This is a genomic window from Corynebacterium efficiens YS-314 (assembly GCF_000011305.1).
GTDB classification, from domain to species: domain Bacteria; phylum Actinomycetota; class Actinomycetes; order Mycobacteriales; family Mycobacteriaceae; genus Corynebacterium; species Corynebacterium efficiens.
This window is the reverse complement of record NC_004369.1, coordinates 2,410,991-2,430,377: the sequence shown is the minus strand read 5'-3', so window position 1 is coordinate 2,430,377 and position 19,387 is coordinate 2,410,991. Positions and strand designations below refer to the sequence as shown.

Sequence of the window (19,387 nt, the reverse complement as noted above, 5' to 3'; positions counted from 1 at the left end):
GAAGAGGTGGGGTTGTTGCCTTCCGCGGCCGGGGTTGCTTGTCGACGCCCGACCTACTGCAGCGCCAGCGTCACCTTGGGGGTGTGTTCCACCACCACACCACCCTGCACCGCGATGCGGATGGAGGCAATACCGTCGGAGTTGACCATCACGGTCTCCTCGATCTCCGGGCCGTCGAAGTGGGTGATCTCCACTGCATCGACATCGATGATGGAGGGGTCGAAGGGAACCTTCAGCTCACCCAGCAGGGAGATGTCCCCGGGGCTGCCGTCCTCCTCGTTGAAGCTGTCATATTCCACGAACCGGAACCAGCCGACATTGTGTGCGGCGCGGTAGCGACGGGTGACCGTGATGCGACCATCGGCATCCGGCTTGGTCTCCCGGGTGATCAGCGGGTCGAAGCTCACGGTACGGCCGCCGTCGAATTCGCGGAACACGCCGATGCCACGGGAGAGCTTGTCACGCAGGTGGAAGCCCGACTCCGGGTCGGCGGCGATGGCCAGTCCGACGGCGGTGGCCCCGGCGGTGAAGGGCGCGCGGTGGACCCGCCGGCCGAAGCGTTCACGCAACACCCGTGAGATCAGCGGCAGGGAGGACGCCCCGCCGACCAGGTAGATACCGGCGATCTCGGATTCGCGGAGATCATCGGTGCCGATGAGTGGGGTCATCACCTCGATGGTCTGCTCGACCGGCGGCATCGCGGCGTCGTAGAAGTCGGCGACCGGCACAACAACATCCTCGCCGTCGACATCGATCACCAGACGGCGGGACTGGGGCACAAGGGACTCCTTGGCGCTGCGGGCTTCGTCGATAAGCGTCCGGCTGGGGACGCCGGGCTTACCGGCGGCTCGGAGCGCGCACTCGGCGAGGATCACATCGAAGTCATCGCCACCGAGGTGGGAGATGCCCAGCGATCCCATGACCTCATGGGTGGTGCCGTCGACGCGGATGAGTGAGGCATCGAAGGTGCCGCCGCCGAGATCGTAGATGACGATGCCGGAGCGACGGGAGTTCAGGGTGCGCGCATGACGGTGTGTGTACTCGAAGGCCGCCGCACTCGGTTCATTGACCAGGCCCGCGACCTCCGCGCCGGCCTCGCAGAACGCGGAGAGGGTGAGCAGCCGCTGGGCGGTGTGGGCGTTGGCCGGGATGCCGAGCACGACCTCGATGGGGGAGGAGTCATCCAGTGTGGCCTGGAAATCCCGCAGGGTGTCCACCACGGTCTCGGCATACGCGCGCAGCACCTCACCGAGGGGGCGGGTGGTGTGGCCGAGCTGGACCGGGGTGTCCGCGGTGACGGAGTGGTCCGACATGATCCGTTTGAAGGAACGCACCAGGCTGGGGTCATCGGGCCCGAGCTTCATCGCCTCCCAACCCACGACGATTCGATCCCCGTCCAGTGCCACCACTGAGGGGATGTATTCCTGTGCATCGCCGAGGTAGTCCTCCACGGTCACAACTGGATAGTTTCCGCGGTCGACTACGGCCGCAATTGTGCGCGTCGTTCCGACGTCGATCCCAAAACGCATGTTTCTGACCCTAGCAGCATTTTCAGCTCGTGCACGGGAAAGAAAAAGATGTATTCAGCAGTTGTTGAAATGAGATGACCGTGGACTGTCCAGGATGGACGGGTATATCAGACAACTTGAAGCAGATCCCATAATATTGCCAATATTGCCTGCACGTTCCGGCTTTCAGCGTACTGAAGCCAGATATCCGCCCCAGCGGAAGTCGCAGAAGAGAAAACAGGAAATAAAACTCAGGGTGAACCCTTCCGCAGCCAGGTACGGCGAGTCGGATGAAGCCCATGGCTGCTGTGCAGAGGGGCGACGCTGCTTCCAGGATGGGTCCGGATCTTCTCCCCATCCCGGGTTATCTGGTGGGCGACCTCAACCCTGGGACAGACCACCGTGTTTCAACTGATGGTTGTGGATGCTGAACAACACCACTTCCGGCAGCGCCATGACGATGAAGAGAAGGTAGGCATAAGCCCCCCACTGGTCGCTGAGCATGAGAACCGCAAAAATAGAGGAGCCATACCCCACCGCCTGAAGCAGGATGATCGGCAGGGGCCGGTCTCGGGGAGGGCAGATGAGGGGGATACGGCGGTGGGGGTTGGCCTCCACGGTTTTCCAGGCACCGATGCTCAGCACAACCACGCCGATGGCAGCAAACAACAGGAATGAACTCATATATTGAGCCTAGGTGCGGAACACTGGACCTGCAGTGCGAATGCGCAGGCCATACAGGGGTGCTGCCGGTGATAAATGGCAGAAACACCTGCATATAGAAAGCAGCACCCCAGGGGTTATGATGGTCTGCGTGACTGACCAGAATAATGAGAACCCAAGCCAGAACCGCGCAGACAAACTGCCCAAATCCTGGGATCCGAAGGCCGTGGAGGCGGATCTCTACCAGGGTTGGGTGGATGCCGGTTATTTCACCGCCGATCCAGCTAGCGAGAAGCCTGGCTACTCCATTGTTCTGCCACCTCCGAATGTGACCGGCCAGCTGCACATGGGCCACGCACTCGACCACACCCTCATGGATGCCCTGGCGCGACGCAAGCGCATGCAGGGCTTCGAGGTGCTGTGGCTGCCGGGCATGGACCACGCGGGCATCGCCACCCAGACCAAGGTGGAGGAGATGCTCAAGGAGACCGAGGGCAAGTCCCGCTATGACTACTCCCGCGAGGAGTTCATTGAGAAGGTCTGGGAGTGGAAGAAGGAATACGGCGGCAAGATCGGTGAGCAGATGCGCGCCATCGGTGATTCCGTCGACTGGTCCCGTGAGCGTTTCACCCTGGATGAGGGCCTGTCGCGTGCGGTGCAGACCATCTTCAAGAAGCTCTATGATTCCGGCATGATCTACCAGGCCAACCGCCTGGTCAACTGGTCCCCGGTCCTGGAGACCGCCGTGTCCGACATCGAGGTCGTGTACAAGGACGTCGAGGGCGAGCTGGTCTCGATCCGTTACGGTTCGCTTAACGACGACGAGCCACACGTGGTTGTCGCCACCACCCGCGTGGAAACCATGCTCGGCGACGTCGCCGTGGCCGTCCACCCTGACGACGAGCGCTACCGCCATCTGGTGGGCACCACCCTGCCGCACCCGTTCCGCGATGACCTCACCCTGAAGGTGGTCGCCGATGATTATGTGGATCCGGAGTTCGGTTCCGGCGCGGTGAAGATCACCCCGGCACACGACCCCAATGACTACGCCCTGGGACTGCGCCACCACCTGGATATGCCGACCATCATGGACAAGACCGGCCGCATTGCCGACACCGGCACGCAGTTCGACGGCATGACCCGCGAGGAGGCCCGCGTCAAGGTCCGCGAGGCACTCGCGGAGCAGGGCCGCATTGTCAAGGAGGTCCGCCCCTACGTCCACTCCGTCGGCCACTCCGAGCGTTCCGGTGAGGCCATTGAGCCACGCCTGTCCCTGCAGTGGTGGGTCAAGGTCGAGGAGTTGGCGAAGATGTCCGGCGACGCCGTCCGTGCAGGCGACACCACCATCCACCCTAAGTCCCTGGAGCCACGCTACTTCGACTGGGTTGATGACATGCACGACTGGTGCATCTCGCGACAGCTGTGGTGGGGCCACCGCATCCCGATCTGGTACGGACCCGACGGTGATGTCATCTGCGTCGGACCCGATGAGCAGGCCCCTGAGGGTTACACCCAGGACCCGGATGTCCTGGACACCTGGTTCTCCTCCGCGCTGTGGCCGTTCTCCACGATGGGCTGGCCGGACAAGACCCCGGAGCTGGACAAGTTCTATCCCACCTCCGTGCTGGTCACCGCCTATGACATCCTGTTCTTCTGGGTTGCCCGCATGATGATGTTCGGCACCTTCGCCGCGAAGGAGACCCCGGAGTTGCTCGGTGAGGGCACCGACGGCCGCCCGCAGGTCCCGTTCACCGACCTGTTCCTCCACGGCCTGGTCCGTGATGAGCACGGCCGCAAGATGTCCAAGTCGCTGGGCAACGGCATTGATCCCATGGACTGGGTGGACAACTACGGTGCGGATGCCCTGCGCTTCACCCTGGCCCGTGGTGCCAACCCCGGTGTGGACCTGCCGGTCGGTGAGGACTCCGCGCAGAGTTCCCGTAACTTCGCCACCAAGCTGTTCAACGCCACCCGTTTCGCCCTCATGAACGGTGCGGTGTCCGAGGGGCTGCCCGAGCGTGCCGAGCTCACCGACGCCGACCGCTGGATCCTCGACCGCCTCGAGGAGGTTCGTGGCCACGTCGATGACTACCTGGACAACTACCAGTTCGCCAAGGCCAATGAGGAGCTCTACCACTTCGCGTGGAATGAGTTCTGTGACTGGTACCTGGAGATCGCCAAGGTCCAGATCCCCCGTGAGGGCGTCACCGAGCGCGGCCGCAACACCCAGCAGGTGCTCGGCCATGTCCTGGATGCACTGCTGCGTCTGCTGCACCCGGCCATGCCGTTTGTCACCGAGGTGCTGTGGAAGGCACTGACCGATGGCGAGTCCATCGTCACCTCCTCCTGGCCCACCCCGGCCGACACCAACGGTGGTGCCGCCGTGGATGCCGATGCCGCCCGCCGCATCGCGGACGTCGAGAAGCTCGTCACCGAGATCCGTCGTTTCCGCTCCGACCAGGGGGTCAAGCCCTCCCAGAAGGTGCCGGCCCGCCTGGACTTCGCCGCGTGTGACCTCACTGAGCTCGAGGGTGCGGTGCGTGCCCTGGTGCGCATCGAGGAACCGGCTGAGGATTTTGAGGAGTCGGCAAGCCTGGAGATCCGCCTGAGCACCGCCACCATCACCGTGGAACTGGACACCTCCGGCACGGTGGATGTGGCCGCGGAGCGCAAGCGTCTGGAGAAGGACCTCGCCACCGCCAACAAGGAACTCGAGACCACGGGCAAGAAGCTCGGCAACGAGGCCTTCCTGGCCAAGGCGCCGGATGCGGTGGTGGAGAAGATCCGTGGCCGCCAGCAGGTGGCCCGGGAAGAAGTGGAACGCATTACCAAACGACTGGAGGAACTGGGTTAGTGGCAACACAAGACGAGCGTGAATACGGCGAATTCGGCGACGTGACGCTCAATGAGGCAGGACTGTCCCTGCCGTTGGATCTCGCAGGCGACCTCGATGAGGAACGGGAGAACCCCGCGCCCCTGGAGATCACCCCGGAGGAACTGGCGCAGCTGGCCATCGTCGAGGCGGAACTCGATGAGCGCTGGCAGGAAACCAAGATCGACCCCACCTTCAGGCGCATGTCCTATGTCATGGACCTGATGGGCAAGCCACAGGACACGTTCGCCTCCATCCATATCGCGGGCACCAACGGCAAAACCTCCACCACCCGCATGGTGGAGTCGCTGCTGCGTGCCTTCCACCGGCGCACCGGCCGGACCACCAGCCCGCACCTGCAGCTGATCACCGAACGCATCGCGATCGACGGGAAGCCGATCCACCCGCGTGATTTCGTGCGCATCTACAACGAGGTCAAGCCGTACCTCGAGATGGCCGATGAACACTCCCTCTCCGAGGGTGGCCCGCGGATGAGCAAGTTCGAGACCCTGATCACCCTGGCCTATGCAGCCTTCGCGGATGCGCCGGTGGATGTCGGTGTCATCGAGGTCGGCCTGGGTGGTCGTTGGGATGCCACCAATGTGATCAACGCGCAGGTCGCGGTGATCACCCCGGTGGGCATGGACCACACCGACCGCCTCGGCAACACCATCGCCGAGATTGCCGGGGAGAAGGCCGGCATCATCAAGGCCCGCCCGGCCAGCGATGATGTCAACGCCCCGCAGGAGAACGTGGTCATCGTGGGCAAGCAGGATCCGGAGGCCATGCGGGTGATCCTGGAGCAGGCCGCCGAGACCGGTTCCGCCGTGGCGCGCCTGGGCATGGAGTTCGGCGTGGTGGAGTCCACCATCGCCGTCGGCGGCCAGCAGCTGGTCCTGCGTGGTCTGGGTGGTGAGTACACCGATATCTTCCTGCCACTCTCCGGTGAGCACCAGGCCGACAACGCCGCCACCGCCCTGGCCGCCGTGGAGGCGTTCTTCGGTGCCTCCGCGGACCGCCCGCTTGATGCTGACACCGTCCGTCAGGGCTTCGCCCAGGTGGAATCACCGGGCCGTCTGGAGCGTCTGCGTTCCGCCCCGACCGTGTTCATCGACGCCGCCCACAACCCGCACGGCGCCGCGGCCCTGGGGGCGGCACTGGACCGGGACTTCGATTTCCGCCGTCTCATCGGTGTCATCGGTGTGCTCGGTGACAAGGACGCCCGGGGCATCCTGGGGAGCCTCGAGCCCTACCTGCATGAGGTGGTGTGCACCCAGACCACCTCGGAGCGTGCACTGGATGCCTATGAGCTGGCCGAGTACGCCCGTGAGATCTACGGTGATGAACGCGTGCACGTCGCCGACACCCTGCCGGGTGCGGTGGAACTGGCCATCGAGCTGGCCGAGGACACCGATGTCCAGTCCGGTTCCGGTGTGGTGATCACCGGATCCATCGTCACCGCCGGTGACGCGCGCACCCTGTTCGGAAAGGAACCTGCATGAGCCCCCGTGACGCACACGGAGACCCGGTGGAGTACGGCCCCCTCGGCCCGGGCCACGAACCGGCGAAGGATCCCATGAAGGGTATCCGCGGGGTGATGGCCGGCACCCTGGTCATGGAGTCCATCACCATCGCGCTGGTGCTCACCGTGATCCTGAGGGTGGACGGCGGTGCCTACTGGACCACCTTCAACTGGGTGTATGTCACCGCCGTGGCGGTGGTCATGTTCCTCGCGGCGTTCCTCCAGCGGTTCAGCTGGTCGATCCCGATGAACGTCGCCCTGCAGGTGTTCGCCCTGGCCGGTGTGTTCATCCACTATTCCATGGGGATCGTGGCGGTGATCTTCATCCTCGTGTGGGCGTATCTGCTCTACCTGCGCAAGAACATGATCGAGCGCATGCGGCGCGGCCTGCTGCCGACCCAGCACACCTAGAACGCTGCTTGACTGCTGCTTGACTGCTGCTTGTCGACGAACAACCCCGGCGCCCCACTTCGGTGCGCCGGGGTTGTGTCATTACTGTTAGCGCCGTGGTTAGCGCTGCATCTCCTTGACGAAGGCCTCGTCCTCCGGGGTGCCGGCGCGGTAGCCACCGTCGTAGCCGTTCTTTTCCACATATCCGCTGACAAACGGGCACACACCGACCACGACCTGCCCGGTGGGGAAGGTGTCCTCGATGGCCTCACGGATGAGGATGGACGCCAGGCCCCGTCCGCCGTAGTCCTCATCCACCTTGGTGTGGTAGAAGATGCGGTCATTGTCATTGATCACGTAGTCGGCGAAACCGACCACCTCGTCGCTGTCGGCGTAGGTGATCTCGTAGCGGCTGTCCGCCTCGTTCCTGCTGACCCGGACCTCGTTGTCCTGCTTATCAACCAGAGTCATATTCTTGTCCTCCTTTAGTGATGTGATGGGTCCCACTGTATGGAAAAGTTTCCCGGCCCGCCGTAACGTGCTGGGTATGAAAAACCCCATGACCAATCTGGCTTTCTCGGTGGCGGCACTGTTCTGCGTGGTCGCGTTGATCACCAGGTTCGCAGGGTCCCCGGTGATCGTGCCGATCCTGTCTATCATCATCGCGGCCATCGCCCTGGTGGTGGGCATGCGCTCCCGCGCCGCCGGATTGACCGTGGACCAGCCGGTGGTGTTCACCGCGGACCAGGTGAAAAAGATCCAGGAATTAAAGAGCCAGGGGCAAGAGGGTTCAGCCATCCGTCAGGCACAGCTGTGGAGCAGGGGAGCATCCGCGGAGGCCGTCGCCGAGGCTGTTCGTAAGCTCTAGATCACATTCGGTGACCTCGTTGCGACAGGACCGGGGTCGTTCTGTAGACTCTGCGAGCATGACTGAACGTACTCTCATCCTCATCAAGCCAGACGGCGTCACCAACGGCCACGTCGGCGAAATCATCGCACGCATCGAGCGCAAGGGCCTCAAGCTTGCCGCGCTTGACCTCCGCGTCGCTGACCGCGAGACCGCAGAGAAGCACTACGAGGAGCACGCTGACAAGCCGTTCTTCGGTGAGCTCGTCGAGTTCATCACCTCCGCACCGCTGATCGCCGGCATCGTCGAGGGCGAGCGCGCCATCGACGCATGGCGCCAGCTCGCCGGTGGCACCGACCCAGTGTCCAAGGCCACCCCGGGCACCATCCGCGGCGACTTCGCCCTGACCGTCGGCGAGAACGTCGTCCACGGTTCCGACTCCCCTGAGTCCGCTGAGCGCGAGATCTCCATCTGGTTCCCGAACCTGTAAAACACAAAAAAACTGCACCCACCGTCCCTCTTGGACAGTGGGTGCAGTTTTTTTTACACCGTGGCTCAGAGCAGCGGGTGACCGCTGGCAATGGAGATGCGGTTGAAGGCGTTGATCATGATGATCGACCACTCCAGCGCCGCCACCTGTTCCTCCGCGAAGACACTACAGGCCGTGCGGGCTGCCAGGTGTCCCTCATTGCGGTCGAGCAGGGTGAGGGATTCCGCCAGCTGCAGGGCAGCCTTCTCCTCGGCGGTGTACTCATCCACCATCCGCCAGGCCGGCAGCGCATCGAGCTTCTTCTCCGGGACACCGGCCCTGCGTGCGGCGGGCACATGGATGCTGAGACAAGTGCCGCAGCCGTTGATCTGGGAGACGCGCACGCTCACCAGCTCAATGAGGGATTCCGGGAGATCCACCTCGGGGTAGATCTTCTTCAACGTCTTGGACACCTCCACCAGCTGCTTATAGGGCTCGGGGTAGAACTTATCGATGTACGGTCCGTGCTTGGAGCGCATTTAATTAATCCTCAAATCTGGTCGTGCGGTTGGATCCGGATTCACCCTGGCCTTGATGGAGGCATTGGGCAGCTTGGGGGCCGGCAGGCGATGCAGGCCATCGGTGTGGTGGCTGACATATCCGTGGGTGGTGCCGAAGCGCTCATCATGTGATTCCCACTGCTCACGGAATTGTTCAATCTCGGCGTGGTCGCGTCCGATGAAGTTCCACCACATCACGATGTCCTCAGTGAAGGGCTCACCACCGATGAGTACCAGTAGTGCCGGGGTGTCGCCTGTATTGCGGATGCGCAGCACCGTTGCACCCACACCGGTATAGGCGAGCTCACGCGGGGCGACGGTGACGCCCTCGAGCTGGATGTCCCCGGAATCCACGAGGAGACCGTGCTCATGATCGGGGTTGACCTCCAGGGACATGGTTTCACCGGGGTTTACGTGCAGTTCCGCGCCGATCAAGGGGGTGAAGGTGGTGACAGGGGAAGATTCACCCAATAGATCGCCGAGGAAAACCCGTGCGGTACCACCCTCGACGCTGATCTGCGGGGGCTCATAGTGGTCGAAGCGGCGCGGTCCGTGGCGGTCTTTATCCGGCAGGACGGTCCACAGCTGAACCCCGTGGAGGGTGGTGACCGGGGTGGCTGAGACCTCGGAGTGGCAGATGCCGGCACCGGCGGTCATGAGGTTGACCTCACCCGGCAGGACCACCGCGTGGTTGCCACCGGAATCGTGGTGGGTGACCTCGCCCTCGAACAGCCAGGTGACGGTCTGCAGGCCAGTGTGGGGATGGGGTGGCACATCCATGCCGCCAGTTTGAGAGACATTATCGGGGCCATAGTGGTCAACGAAGCACCAGGCACCGATGAGGGTGCGTTGACGCTGGGGGAGCGTGCGGTAGACCGTCATGGCTCGGGGCCCGCCGAGGGGGACCTCACGTGCGGTGATGATCTCCACATCGGCACCGCCCTCACATTGTGGGTTCATCGGGGTGCCGGGTTGCGCGCTGGGAAGATCATATTCATCTGGGTGGGGATCAAGATTGGACATGGGTGTGGCTCCTGGGCTGAGGACGTCAAAGCGGTGCCTCAAGTATAACCATAAAACTTGTTGATATGTCTACAATCTAACGTCCGCGGTGCAGTTCACTCAACAGCACCACACCCTTTTCAGTCAGTTCCACATAGATCTTTGCGGGATCCCCACCCGACATGATGGTGGAACGGCTCGTGATTCCGTGCTTATCCAGGGGGCGGGCGACCTCGTGGACCTGCTCCACGCTCCAGTCCAGAACCTTGGCCAACTGGCGGGCCATCACGCGCGTGCCATCAATGGCACCATGGGCCAAGAGTGCTCTGCCCAATATCCGTGGTTCAGGATGGTCCAATGCGTCCAGGTCTGAGGTGGTGACCTCCTCCAATGAGGAGTTGCGGAGGATCAGCTCGACGTGTTCGCGGGTTTTACGGCGGTACACCGCGGTGGTTCTGGTGACGGCGAAGACAGTGGAAACCCCGAAGGCCACGCCGAGTCCAATCGAGGACACCAGAGGTGGCAGGCCCAGCGGAGAGTCCTCGATAAAGATATTTCCCGCAAAGGCCGCGGCGGGGATCACCGTATGCATCACCGCATAGTTCTTATCCGCCTGTGTGAACGGTGCGATCTTCCAGGAATCGATATCCTTCGGGTAGTTCTGGGTGGGGATGGCCAGGGATGCGATGCCAATTGCCATCAGCGCAATGCTGAGCACCATCTGGATATCCCAGAAGATCAGGCCGATGGATAACAGGGCCGCGCTGGGGATGTACTTCCACAGGGGCGTGGGTTCCATCCCGGCGCGTTTCTCAATTTCTCCCATGGGTTCGGATCGTACCCCGGCGGATTGTGTGGTGGGATACAAGCCTCAACCCGCGGATGTGGAACAATGGTTCACAGGGTTGTTAGAGAACCGCCCGAATATTTTTGAAAACCTGCACATAGACGTCGAGGATCGCGCCACCACCTGTGCGGCGGCGGCAGTGGAAGACCGGTTGGATGACCGGGTCACCTGCCAGCGCCCGGGTTCAGCGAGTGCGATCAAATGATAAGAGAATAGGAGTCCGCCTTGGCAAAGAAGAAGGCATCCGCAACTGCACATGACACGGACGTGTCCCCCTCGGCCGTGCTGGCCGCGGATTTTGACCGTTCGCAGTTGGGGGAGAAGACCCGTGTTCACCAGCTGGCCAAACAGCTCGGCCTGACCTCCAAGGACCTGGTGGTGGCACTGGATTCCATCGGTCTGGTCAAGGTCGCCCAGTCGACCCTGAGCCGTGAGGAGGCCACCCGTCTCCTCGATCTGCTGGCCAAGCCGGTGGAGGAGGCCCCGGCCGAGGTCGTCCCGGATGTGGAACCGGTGGAGAAGATCCGTCGCCGCGTGGAGAAGAACGTGGCCAACGAGATCCAGCAGATCCAGGAGAAGGTCGAACGCGAACTCGCCGACGTGGTGGAGGACACCCCGGAGGACGCCCCGGAGGACACCCCGGAACAGGCCCCTGCTGACACCGACGCTGCGGACCCATCAGAGGACGAGGAGATCCGTCGCCGCGTGGAGAAGAACGTGGCCAATGAGATCCAGCAGATCGAGAACAGGGTTGAACGCGAACTGGCAGAGGTGGTGGCCCGGTCTCAGGACGAACAGCAGTCAGATGAGCCGGTTGATCTGATGGCCGCAGCCCAGGCGGAGGCCCACGCTGAACTGCTGGAGGACATCATCCCCGAGATCACCCCGCCGCCGACGGAGGCACCGGTGTATGCACCGATCTTCGTCGCACCCGCGATCATCCCCACCGAGGACCTCAATGACACCGATGACCCGGATGCGCAGGAACGCGTGGCCCGCAAGCGTCGTGGTCGTCGTGGTACCGGACGTGGCAAGGGCACCGGTTCGGCATCGGGTTCCGATGTTGAGGCCGTCCAGCAGAAGGCGGAGGATGAGGCGTCGACAAGCACCGTTGACACGCCGGAACCCGAGGCGGTTGACGAGCCCGTGGGCATCAAGGGCTCGACCCGCCTGGAGGCGCAGCGCCGCCGCCGCACCGAGATGCGCGAGGAGGGCCGCAACAAGAAACGCCACGTGGTGAGCACCCGCGAGTTCATCGAACGCCGTGAATCCATGGAACGCCGCATGATTGTGCGCGAACGCCAGCGCACCGACGGCACGGGTCTGGTCACCCAGGTCGGTGTGCTGGAGGATGATCTGCTGGTCGAGCAGTTCGTCACCTCCGATTCGCAGTCGTCGATGGTGGGCAACATCTACCTGGGGCGCGTACAGAACGTGCTGCCGAGCATGGAGGCCGCCTTCATCGACATCGGCAAGGGCCGCAACGGTGTGCTCTACGCCGGTGAGGTGGACTGGAAGGCCGCCGGTCTGGGGGGACGTGGTCGACGCATCGAACAGGCCCTGAAATCCGGTCAGAAGGTCCTGGTCCAGGTGACCAAAGACCCCGTCGGGCACAAGGGTGCCCGCCTGACCACCCAGATCTCCCTGGCCGGCCGCTACCTGGTTTACGTGCCCGGTGGTCGCAGCGCCGGTATCTCCCGCAAGCTGCCCGGACCGGAGCGCAAGCGTCTGAAGGAGATCCTCGGTCGCGTCGTGCCACCACAGGGCGGCACCATCATCCGCACCGCCGCGGAGGGGGTGTCGGAGGAGAACATCGCCGCCGACGTCAACCGCCTGCACACTCTGTGGGAGCAGATCCAGGAACGCACCAAGCAGGAGAAGAAGTCCCGCAACACCCGCCCGGTGACCATGTATGAGGAACCGGACATGCTGGTCAAAGTCATCCGTGACCTGTTCAATGAGGACTTCACCTCCCTGATCGTCGACGGCGACCGCGCATGGAACACCGTGCGCGCCTACATCCAGTCCGTCGCCCCGGACCTGGTCAGCCGGGTGGAGCATTTCGACCGCGCCGACTATGACGGCAAGGATGCCTTCGAGGCCTTCGGTCTCAACACCCAGCTGGAGGAGGCGATGTCGAGGAAGGTGAACCTGCCGTCGGGTGGTTCGCTGATCATCGACAAGACCGAGGCCATGACCGTCATCGACATCAACACCGGCCGCTATGTGGGCAAGGGTGTGGGCAACCTCGAGGAGACCGTCACCCTCAACAACATCGAGGCCGCCGAGGAGATCGTCCGCCAGCTGCGTCTGCGTGACATCGGTGGCATGATCGTCATCGACTTCATCGACATGGTCCTGCCCGAGAACCGTGACCTGGTGCTGCGTCGCCTCAATGAGGCACTGGAAAACGACCGCACCCGCCACCAGGTCTCCGAGGTCACCTCGCTGGGTTTGGTGCAGATGACCCGCAAGCGCATCGGTGCGGGCCTGCTGGAGACCTTCTCCTCCGAATGTGAGCACTGCGCCGGACGCGGCCTGGTGATCCACCCCGATCCGGTCGACAATGTCGACGAGCGTGTGGAGGCCAAGGCTGAGGAGCGTGCTCGCCGCCACAAGAACCAGCAGGAGGATTCCCGCCCCCAGCAACCAGTCCGGGATCCCGCCCGGCACCCGATGGTGGTGGCGATGCAGGACCTCGTCGAGGATGAGGACCACGACCTGGACAAGGAGTTCGAGGACCTCGCGGCATCGGTGATCATCACCGATGATGCTGAGGACACGGCGGACACCGCGGGCACTGTGGATACCGCGGACGACACCGAGCCCGAGATCACCGCCGATGAGGTCATCTCCACCGTGGAACCGGAGGAGGGGCCACGCCGACGTGCGCGCAGGCGCCGGGGCCGTCAGCAGGAGACCCCGGAGACCCCGGTTGAACCCGAGGCCACCGGCGACACCACCGCCGATGATATCGCCGCGATCGCCGCCGCAGCCGTGGACATCGCCGATGCCGAGGATCCGGACGAGCCCTCAGGGGCCAACTATGTGTCGGATGCTGCAGGGGCGGCTACCTCCTATGAGCAGGCACTCGCCGAATTCGAGGCCAGCCCACGTCGCCGCCGCGCCACCCGGGGCAACTCCCGGTCGGATCACGCGCCGAAGCCGGAGGATTTCAAGTCCGAACCGGCCCGTCGTGAGGTCGAACCGATCCCGGTGGAGGAGATCGGGGAAGCCGAGGAGAAGCCACGCCGCCGCAGCCGTGGTCGTGGACGCAGTCAGCGTCCCGCACCGGTCGTGGAGACCACCGTGGAAACCGCAGTCGAGGACATCCCGGAGGAGACACCCCGCCGTAACCGTCCGAGCGAGGTCGCAGCCAGCGCCCCATCGCGCCCGGGACGTGGGCGACGCCGCGCGGTGCGCCGGTCGAGCGGTCACATCGAGACGCTTGACGACGCAACCCCCACCCCCATCACCCCATCCCCCGCCGATAAGGCAGGGGACGGGGAGCGGGAGGCGTCGCCAAGCAAGGGCCGTCGACGTCGCCGTCGCGCGATCCGGGTTTCCGGTAAGGCACTTTCCCAGTCAACTGCGGAGAAGCAGCCCGAACCCGCCGCCCCCGCCGGCAGCGGTCGTCGACGCAGGGGAACCCGTAAGCCACAGCGTGGTTAGCGCGTGGGATAGGGTATAGGCGCGGTTTGTATTTGAGCCGCGTTTAGCGGTAGTCTTGGACAGTCGCTGTTTTAGGCTATGACCGTAATGCCCATTAGCCCATTTCACGGCGAATGAGTGCGTGATATGGGCTCTTAGTTGGCCCATCATGCCTGAAACGCAATTGTAAACGTAAGTCCATTCAGGCGCTCCCCAACTATGTGGAAGTGCCTGAGCTGAGAATCAGATAAGGGGTAGCCCTCTATGTACGCGATCGTCAAGACCGGCGGAAAGCAGTACAAGGTTGCCGAAGGTGACCTCGTAAAGGTCGAGAAGATCGAGGGTGAGCCGGGTGCCTCCGTGGCTCTCACCCCGGTTCTCCTCGTCGATGGCGCCGATGTAACCACCGCTGCTGACAAGCTTGCTTCTGTCAGCGTCAACACCGAGATCGTCGAGCACACCAAGGGCCCGAAGATCAAGATCCTGAAGTACAAGAACAAGACCGGTTACAAGAAGCGCCAGGGACACCGTCAGAAGCTGACCGTCCTGAAGGTCACCGGAATCAAGTAAGCCTGTCGGCTTTATTTCCTTTGAAGGAGGGAATTCAGAATGGCAACCAAGAAGGGTGCATCCAGCTCCAGCAACGGTCGTGACTCTGAGGCCAAGCGCCTTGGCGTCAAGCGATTCGGTGGCCAGCAGGTGAACGCAGGAGAGATCCTCGTTCGTCAGCGCGGCACCAAGTTCCACCCGGGCGAGAACGTCGGTCGCGGTGGCGACGACACCCTCTTCGCTCTGAAGACCGGTGCGGTCCAGTTCTCCACCAAGCGCAACCGCCGCATGGTCAACATCGTCGAGAACGAAGCTGTCGACGCTTAAGTCAATCCACAGCACAGACACTGCCCGTCACTCCCAACCAGGTTGGGGGAGGCGGGCAGTTTTTGTATGACCTGCTGGGCTTGGATTCTAGGGGCCGGGATCGGGGGATTGCGCGCAACTGTTGGTCTGTGAGCAGCCTGGTGCGCACAGGACAACAGGTGGGGCTGCGGGGCATGGAAAGTGGTGCTGGAGGGTGCGTTTTGTTGGTATGTGAGCAATCTCGTGCTCACAGAACAACAGGTGGGGGTCGTCCGGTTGAGAACAGGCCCTAAAGTGGCTGATCTGTTGGTCTGTGAGCAACCTGGTGCGCACAGGACAACAGGTGGGGCTGCGGGGCATGGAAAGTGGTGCTGGAGGGGGCGGTTTGTTGGTATGTGAGCAATCTCGTGCTCACAGGACAACAGGTGTGGGTCGTCCGGTTGAGAACAGGCCCTAAAGTGACTGATCTGTTGTCCTGGGAGCAACCCAGTGCTCACAGGACAACATCTGTCCTGCCAGCCAGCCCGAAAGGACCTGTGCCTCAGCGCACCGGCCCAGGAAAAAACAGCCCTATTCCTCTACATCCACCCACTCGTGGCCGTCCCCGAAGCTCTCGGCGCCGTCAAACCAGTCCCTGATCAGGCCGATGACATCCTTCGGGGTTTTCACGGTGGTGCCCTGCGCGGTGCTGCCTGTCCCCGCGCGGTATTCCACCAGCCAGTTCTTCTCCTCGGGCCGGTAGAGGGTCTGGATGAAGTGGGCATCATCCGTCACCCGGGTGACCCGCAGGTAGGGCACCGCCGAATCCTTCAGGCGTAGGACCTCCAGCAGTAGATGGGGCAGGCCGTAGGCGGAGAAACCGGGGGAGAAGAAGGAATCGGTCTGGACCACGGCGTCGGTGTCCTCGTCGCCGAAGAGGAGGATGGCGTCGGAGTTCATGTCGGCCAGCCCCAGGCCGTAGTCGATGGCCACGGTGGTGAGCCAGGCGGCGGTGGCGTCGGCGTCATTGTAGCTGGTGGCCACGTAGAGGCAGCGGTCGCCGGTGAGTTGGATGGGGGAGTCGTCGTCAAGCGTGATGCCGTCGGGGAGCTCCTCGGCGAGGCCCGCAGCGAGGGATTCCAGCACCGGGGTGGTGGCGGGTGCGGCGTAGTCGATGCGCTCGGTCAGCGGGGATTTGGAGATGCGGGCGTTGCCGGGGTCGCCGTCGGTTTCGAAGAGGACGAAGTCATAGCTCATGCTGTCCAAGCATAGAGCTGTCGTCACGGGTGCCCACACCGGCCCGGCATTCGGTCATATAGTGGGGCGGATAGTTACTGCCCGTTGATCTGAATGCAAGGAAGTACGTTATGTCGATTGTTGGTACCGGTAATTTCTTCGGTTCGCCCGAGGAGGAGCGCGACAGGTTGGTGCAGGCCCTGCAGGGTGGCAAGCGGCAGACCACGAAGCCTGCGGAGATCCCGACGGTGAGGCTGAATGACGGCAACAAGATCCCGCAGCTGGGTTTCGGTGTGTTCAAGGTGGACCCCGCGGAGACGGAGCGGGTGGTCAGTGAGGCCCTCGAGGCGGGTTACCGTCACATCGACACCGCGGCCTTCTATAACAATGAGGAGGGCGTGGGCCGGGCGATCGCCGCATCCGGCATCCCGCGGGAGGAGCTGTTTGTCACCACCAAGCTGTGGCCGACCCGTTTCGATGACGCCGAGGCAGGTTTCAACGAGTCCCTGGAGAAGCTCGGCATGGAGTATGTCGATCTGTTCCTGCTGCACTGGCCGGCGCCGCGCAACAACAACTTCGTGCAGGCCTGGAAGGTTCTGGAGCAGCTGGGGGAGCGCGCACGCTCGATCGGGGTGTGCAACTTCCTGCCGGAGCACCTACGTCAGCTTATCGACGAAACAACCATCGTCCCGGCCGTCAACCAGTTCGAACTCCATCCAGCCCTGCAGCAGCGCGACATCCAGGAGGCATCGAAGGCCGCGGGCATCGCCATCGAGTCGTGGGGTCCCCTCGGCCAGGGCAAGTATGACCTGTCCAAGGAGGCACCCATCGCGGCGGCTGCCCGGAGTCATGGCAAGACCCTGGCACAGGTGGTGATCCGGTGGCATCTGCAGCACGGGTTCATCGTGTTCCCTAAGACCGTCAATCCGGAGCGGATGCGCGAGAACCTCGACGTCCTCGATTTCGAGCTGACGGCGGAGGAGATGGTGGCCATCGACAATCTGGAGCGCGGTGCCCGGGGTGGGTCGCACCCGAATGACATCAACTAGCTCATGAAGTCGGTGTCGGTGAACTTCCGGTCGAAGGCGGTGCGGGCGGGGTTGGCGTCCTCCAGGACGATGTCGAAGCGGTCGTTGGCGATCTCGATGATCTCGCTGAGCGCCTGACGGTGTTCCTGCTCATCGGAGTTGTCCAGGCGGCGTAGGCCCTCGGCGACGACATCATCGACGGTGTCGGTGGTGTCGTAGTACGCGACATAGGGCATGCCGAAGCGGTCGCGGTAGTTGCTGGTGACGGTGAGGAGTTTGTCGCGATCGACGTCGTCAAGCTCCTCCAGCCCGATGGAACCGCGGTCGCGGGAGATCTCGGCGGCCTCGTCCTGGTCGGCCAGCAGCAGCTGCGCCATGTCGGGGTAGTCGTGGATGAGGTCCTCGCGTGCCTCGAGCGGTGCGGTGAGCACGGAGATCTGGATGGCCTCGCGCAGGGCGGTGACGTTGGCGAAGGGGCGGGACTCCCAGGCGATCTCGAGCGGCCAGGTGCGGCTGTTGAACAGCGGGGAGAGCGTGTCGACGAACTGTTCACGGTCCATCGCGTTGATCTGGTCCAGGGTCAGTTTCTCACCGGAGCCCGACACCGCAACGTTGGCCCCGGTCTGGCGTCCGACGTGGAAGAACAGCAGGTTGAGGATGATCGCGGTGATCGCACCCACGGACATGCCGGAGGAGACGAAGATGCGAGCCCACTCAGGGAAGGCCTGGGCGATGTCGGGGCGGAAGGTCACCAGCATGGCCAGACCCAGCGCGGAGGTGACGATGACGGCATTGCGGCTGTCCCGCAGATCGGACTTGGCGATGGTCTGCAGACCCACCCACGCGACGTTGGCGAACAGTGCCAGGGAGGCACCGCCGAGGACAGGGGAGGGGATGGATGCGACGATCGCGCCGGCCTTGGGCAGCACACCCAGGATGATCATGAACACGGCCGCGGAGGCGGCGACCCAGCGTGACTTCACCCCGGTGATACGGACCAGACCGACGTTCTGGGCGAAGCAGGTGTAGGGGAAGGAGTTCATGATGCCGCCGATGAAGGTGGACAGGCCGTCGGCACGCAGGGCCCGGGTGATGTCGTAGCGGCGGGTGCGTTTGCGCACGATCTCACCGGTGGCGAAGACGTCGCCGGTGGTTTCCACCATGGTGATGATCATGACGATGATCATGGAGAAGATCGCCACCAGGTTGAACTCGGGCAGGCCGAAGTAGAAGGGGGTGGTGATCCCGAAGGCGTCGGCGTTGGAGACTTCGTCGAGGTTGGCGTCGCCAAGCAGCAGGGCGGTGACCGTGCCCACCACCAGGCCCAACAGCACCGCCAGGGTGCCGAGGAACCCGCGGAGGAAACGCTGCGCCAGGATGATGATCAGCAGGGTGCCGAAACCGTAGGCGAGGTCACGGGCGGCGGGCACACCGTCGGCGTAGTTGACGAAGTCATTGGCCGACACGGACAGCAGGGAGGTACCCATGACCAGCAGCACGGTGCCGGTGACCACCGGCGGGAAGAAGCGCAGGAAACGGGTGAACACCGGCGCGGCGAAGAAGGTGAACAGGCCGGCGACGATGACAGCACCGTAGATGGCGGGCAGGGAGGCGACCCCGCCCTCCCCGTCGGTGACACCCAGCCCGATCGCGATGATGGGGGCCACCGCGGTGGTGGTCACACCCTGGACGATGGGGAGCCGCACACCGATGTGCCTGCCGATGCCGACGGACTGGATCAGCGTGGCGATGCCGCAGGTGAGCAGATCGGCGTTGATGAGGTGGATGGTCGTCGCGGCATCCAGGTTCAGCGACTGCGCGATGAGCAGCGGAACGATGACCGCTCCGGCGTAGAACGCCAGAACGTGTTGCAGGCCCAGGGCTGCCAGTTTGGGTGCTGGTGGCACCTGGTCAACCGGATGTACAGTCCGGATGGGGGTTTGAGTAGTCACGGCGGT

The 19,387-nt window shown here is 63.5% G+C and carries 18 protein-coding genes; 10 read left to right on the top strand and 8 right to left on the bottom strand.

Annotated features, from left to right (window positions below; translation table 11 throughout):
• Positions 1-53: 53 nt before the first annotated feature.
• Both CE_RS11315 and CE_RS11310 read right to left on the bottom strand, forming a co-directional pair.
• Entirely contained in the window at positions 54-1,529 is a 1,476-nt protein-coding gene (locus CE_RS11315; RefSeq protein WP_006768288.1) for an Hsp70 family protein, read from the bottom strand.
• A 360-nt stretch (positions 1,530-1,889) separates the two neighbouring features.
• Positions 1,890-2,192: a hypothetical protein gene (locus CE_RS11310; protein WP_006768287.1), complete on the bottom strand. Its 303-nt coding sequence runs from the start codon at positions 2,190-2,192 to the stop codon at positions 1,890-1,892.
• A 121-nt stretch (positions 2,193-2,313) separates the two neighbouring features.
• Here CE_RS11310 and CE_RS11305 point away from each other — a divergent pair, with 121 nt between their 5' ends.
• From CE_RS11305 to CE_RS11295, 3 genes are read left to right on the top strand one after another with little or no spacing between them, the layout of a single operon-like run.
• Positions 2,314-5,025 (top strand): valine--tRNA ligase, encoded by a 2,712-nt coding sequence (locus tag CE_RS11305; protein WP_035108985.1) that lies wholly within the window; start codon positions 2,314-2,316, stop codon positions 5,023-5,025.
• Positions 5,025-6,545 carry a bifunctional tetrahydrofolate synthase/dihydrofolate synthase gene (gene folC / locus CE_RS11300; protein ID WP_006768285.1) on the top strand — a complete coding sequence of 507 codons (1,521 nt, stop codon included), beginning with the start codon at positions 5,025-5,027 and terminating at the stop codon, positions 6,543-6,545. Before CE_RS11305 ends, folC begins: the two co-directional genes overlap by 1 nt.
• On the top strand, positions 6,542-6,976 hold the full coding sequence (locus CE_RS11295) for a DUF4233 domain-containing protein (protein ID WP_006768284.1): 435 nt from the start codon (positions 6,542-6,544) through the stop codon (positions 6,974-6,976). Before folC ends, CE_RS11295 begins: the two co-directional genes overlap by 4 nt.
• Before the next feature lie 99 nt (positions 6,977-7,075).
• Here CE_RS11295 and CE_RS11290 read toward each other — a convergent pair whose 3' ends face one another.
• Complete coding sequence (locus CE_RS11290) at positions 7,076-7,426, bottom strand: GNAT family N-acetyltransferase (RefSeq protein WP_035108864.1); 351 nt, start codon at positions 7,424-7,426, stop codon at positions 7,076-7,078.
• An 88-nt stretch (positions 7,427-7,514) separates the two neighbouring features.
• On the opposite strand from CE_RS11290, the gene CE_RS11285 reads away from it, so the two are divergent.
• Complete coding sequence (locus tag CE_RS11285; protein ID WP_006768282.1) at positions 7,515-7,823, top strand: hypothetical protein; 309 nt, start codon at positions 7,515-7,517, stop codon at positions 7,821-7,823.
• 58 nt (positions 7,824-7,881) lie between these two features.
• Entirely contained in the window at positions 7,882-8,292 is a 411-nt protein-coding gene (ndk, locus tag CE_RS11280) for a nucleoside-diphosphate kinase (protein ID WP_006768281.1), read from the top strand.
• A 65-nt stretch (positions 8,293-8,357) separates the two neighbouring features.
• On the opposite strand, the gene CE_RS11275 is transcribed toward ndk, so the two are convergent.
• From CE_RS11275 to CE_RS11265, 3 genes are all read right to left on the bottom strand, one after another.
• Positions 8,358-8,810, bottom strand: coding sequence for a carboxymuconolactone decarboxylase family protein (locus CE_RS11275; protein ID WP_006768280.1), 453 nt, complete (start codon positions 8,808-8,810; stop codon positions 8,358-8,360).
• Complete coding sequence (locus CE_RS11270; RefSeq protein ID WP_035108862.1) at positions 8,811-9,854, bottom strand: pirin family protein; 1,044 nt, start codon at positions 9,852-9,854, stop codon at positions 8,811-8,813.
• 76 nt (positions 9,855-9,930) lie between these two features.
• On the bottom strand, positions 9,931-10,659 hold the full coding sequence (locus tag CE_RS11265; protein WP_006768278.1) for a hypothetical protein: 729 nt from the start codon (positions 10,657-10,659) through the stop codon (positions 9,931-9,933).
• Here CE_RS11265 and CE_RS14990 point away from each other — a divergent pair.
• The 4 genes from CE_RS14990 (at position 10,658) to rpmA (ending at position 15,207) form a co-directional block, all read left to right on the top strand.
• Positions 10,658-10,885, top strand: a complete 228-nt coding sequence (locus CE_RS14990; RefSeq protein ID WP_006768277.1) for a hypothetical protein — start codon at positions 10,658-10,660, stop codon at positions 10,883-10,885. The genes CE_RS11265 and CE_RS14990 overlap by 2 nt on opposite strands.
• Before the next feature lie 20 nt (positions 10,886-10,905).
• Complete coding sequence (locus CE_RS11260) at positions 10,906-14,352, top strand: translation initiation factor IF-2 N-terminal domain-containing protein (RefSeq protein WP_006768276.1); 3,447 nt, start codon at positions 10,906-10,908, stop codon at positions 14,350-14,352.
• A gap of 243 nt (positions 14,353-14,595) precedes the next feature.
• Complete coding sequence (gene rplU, locus CE_RS11255) at positions 14,596-14,901, top strand: 50S ribosomal protein L21 (protein ID WP_006768275.1); 306 nt, start codon at positions 14,596-14,598, stop codon at positions 14,899-14,901.
• 39 nt (positions 14,902-14,940) lie between these two features.
• Positions 14,941-15,207 (top strand): 50S ribosomal protein L27, encoded by a 267-nt coding sequence (rpmA, locus tag CE_RS11250; RefSeq protein ID WP_006768274.1) that lies wholly within the window; start codon positions 14,941-14,943, stop codon positions 15,205-15,207.
• Between the two features lie 549 nt (positions 15,208-15,756).
• Here rpmA and CE_RS11245 read toward each other — a convergent pair.
• A complete protein-coding gene (locus tag CE_RS11245) occupies positions 15,757-16,422 on the bottom strand; it encodes a hypothetical protein (protein ID WP_006768273.1) in 666 nt (221 codons plus the stop codon).
• Between the two features lie 110 nt (positions 16,423-16,532).
• On the opposite strand from CE_RS11245, the gene CE_RS11240 reads away from it, so the two are divergent.
• Positions 16,533-17,450 (top strand): aldo/keto reductase, encoded by a 918-nt coding sequence (locus CE_RS11240; RefSeq protein ID WP_006768272.1) that lies wholly within the window; start codon positions 16,533-16,535, stop codon positions 17,448-17,450.
• Here the strand turns inward: CE_RS11240 and CE_RS11235 are convergent.
• Positions 17,447-19,381: a solute carrier family 23 protein gene (locus CE_RS11235; RefSeq protein ID WP_011075843.1), complete on the bottom strand. Its 1,935-nt coding sequence runs from the start codon at positions 19,379-19,381 to the stop codon at positions 17,447-17,449. The two genes, CE_RS11240 and CE_RS11235, sit on opposite strands and share 4 nt — an antisense overlap.
• Positions 19,382-19,387: the final 6 nt, after the last annotated feature.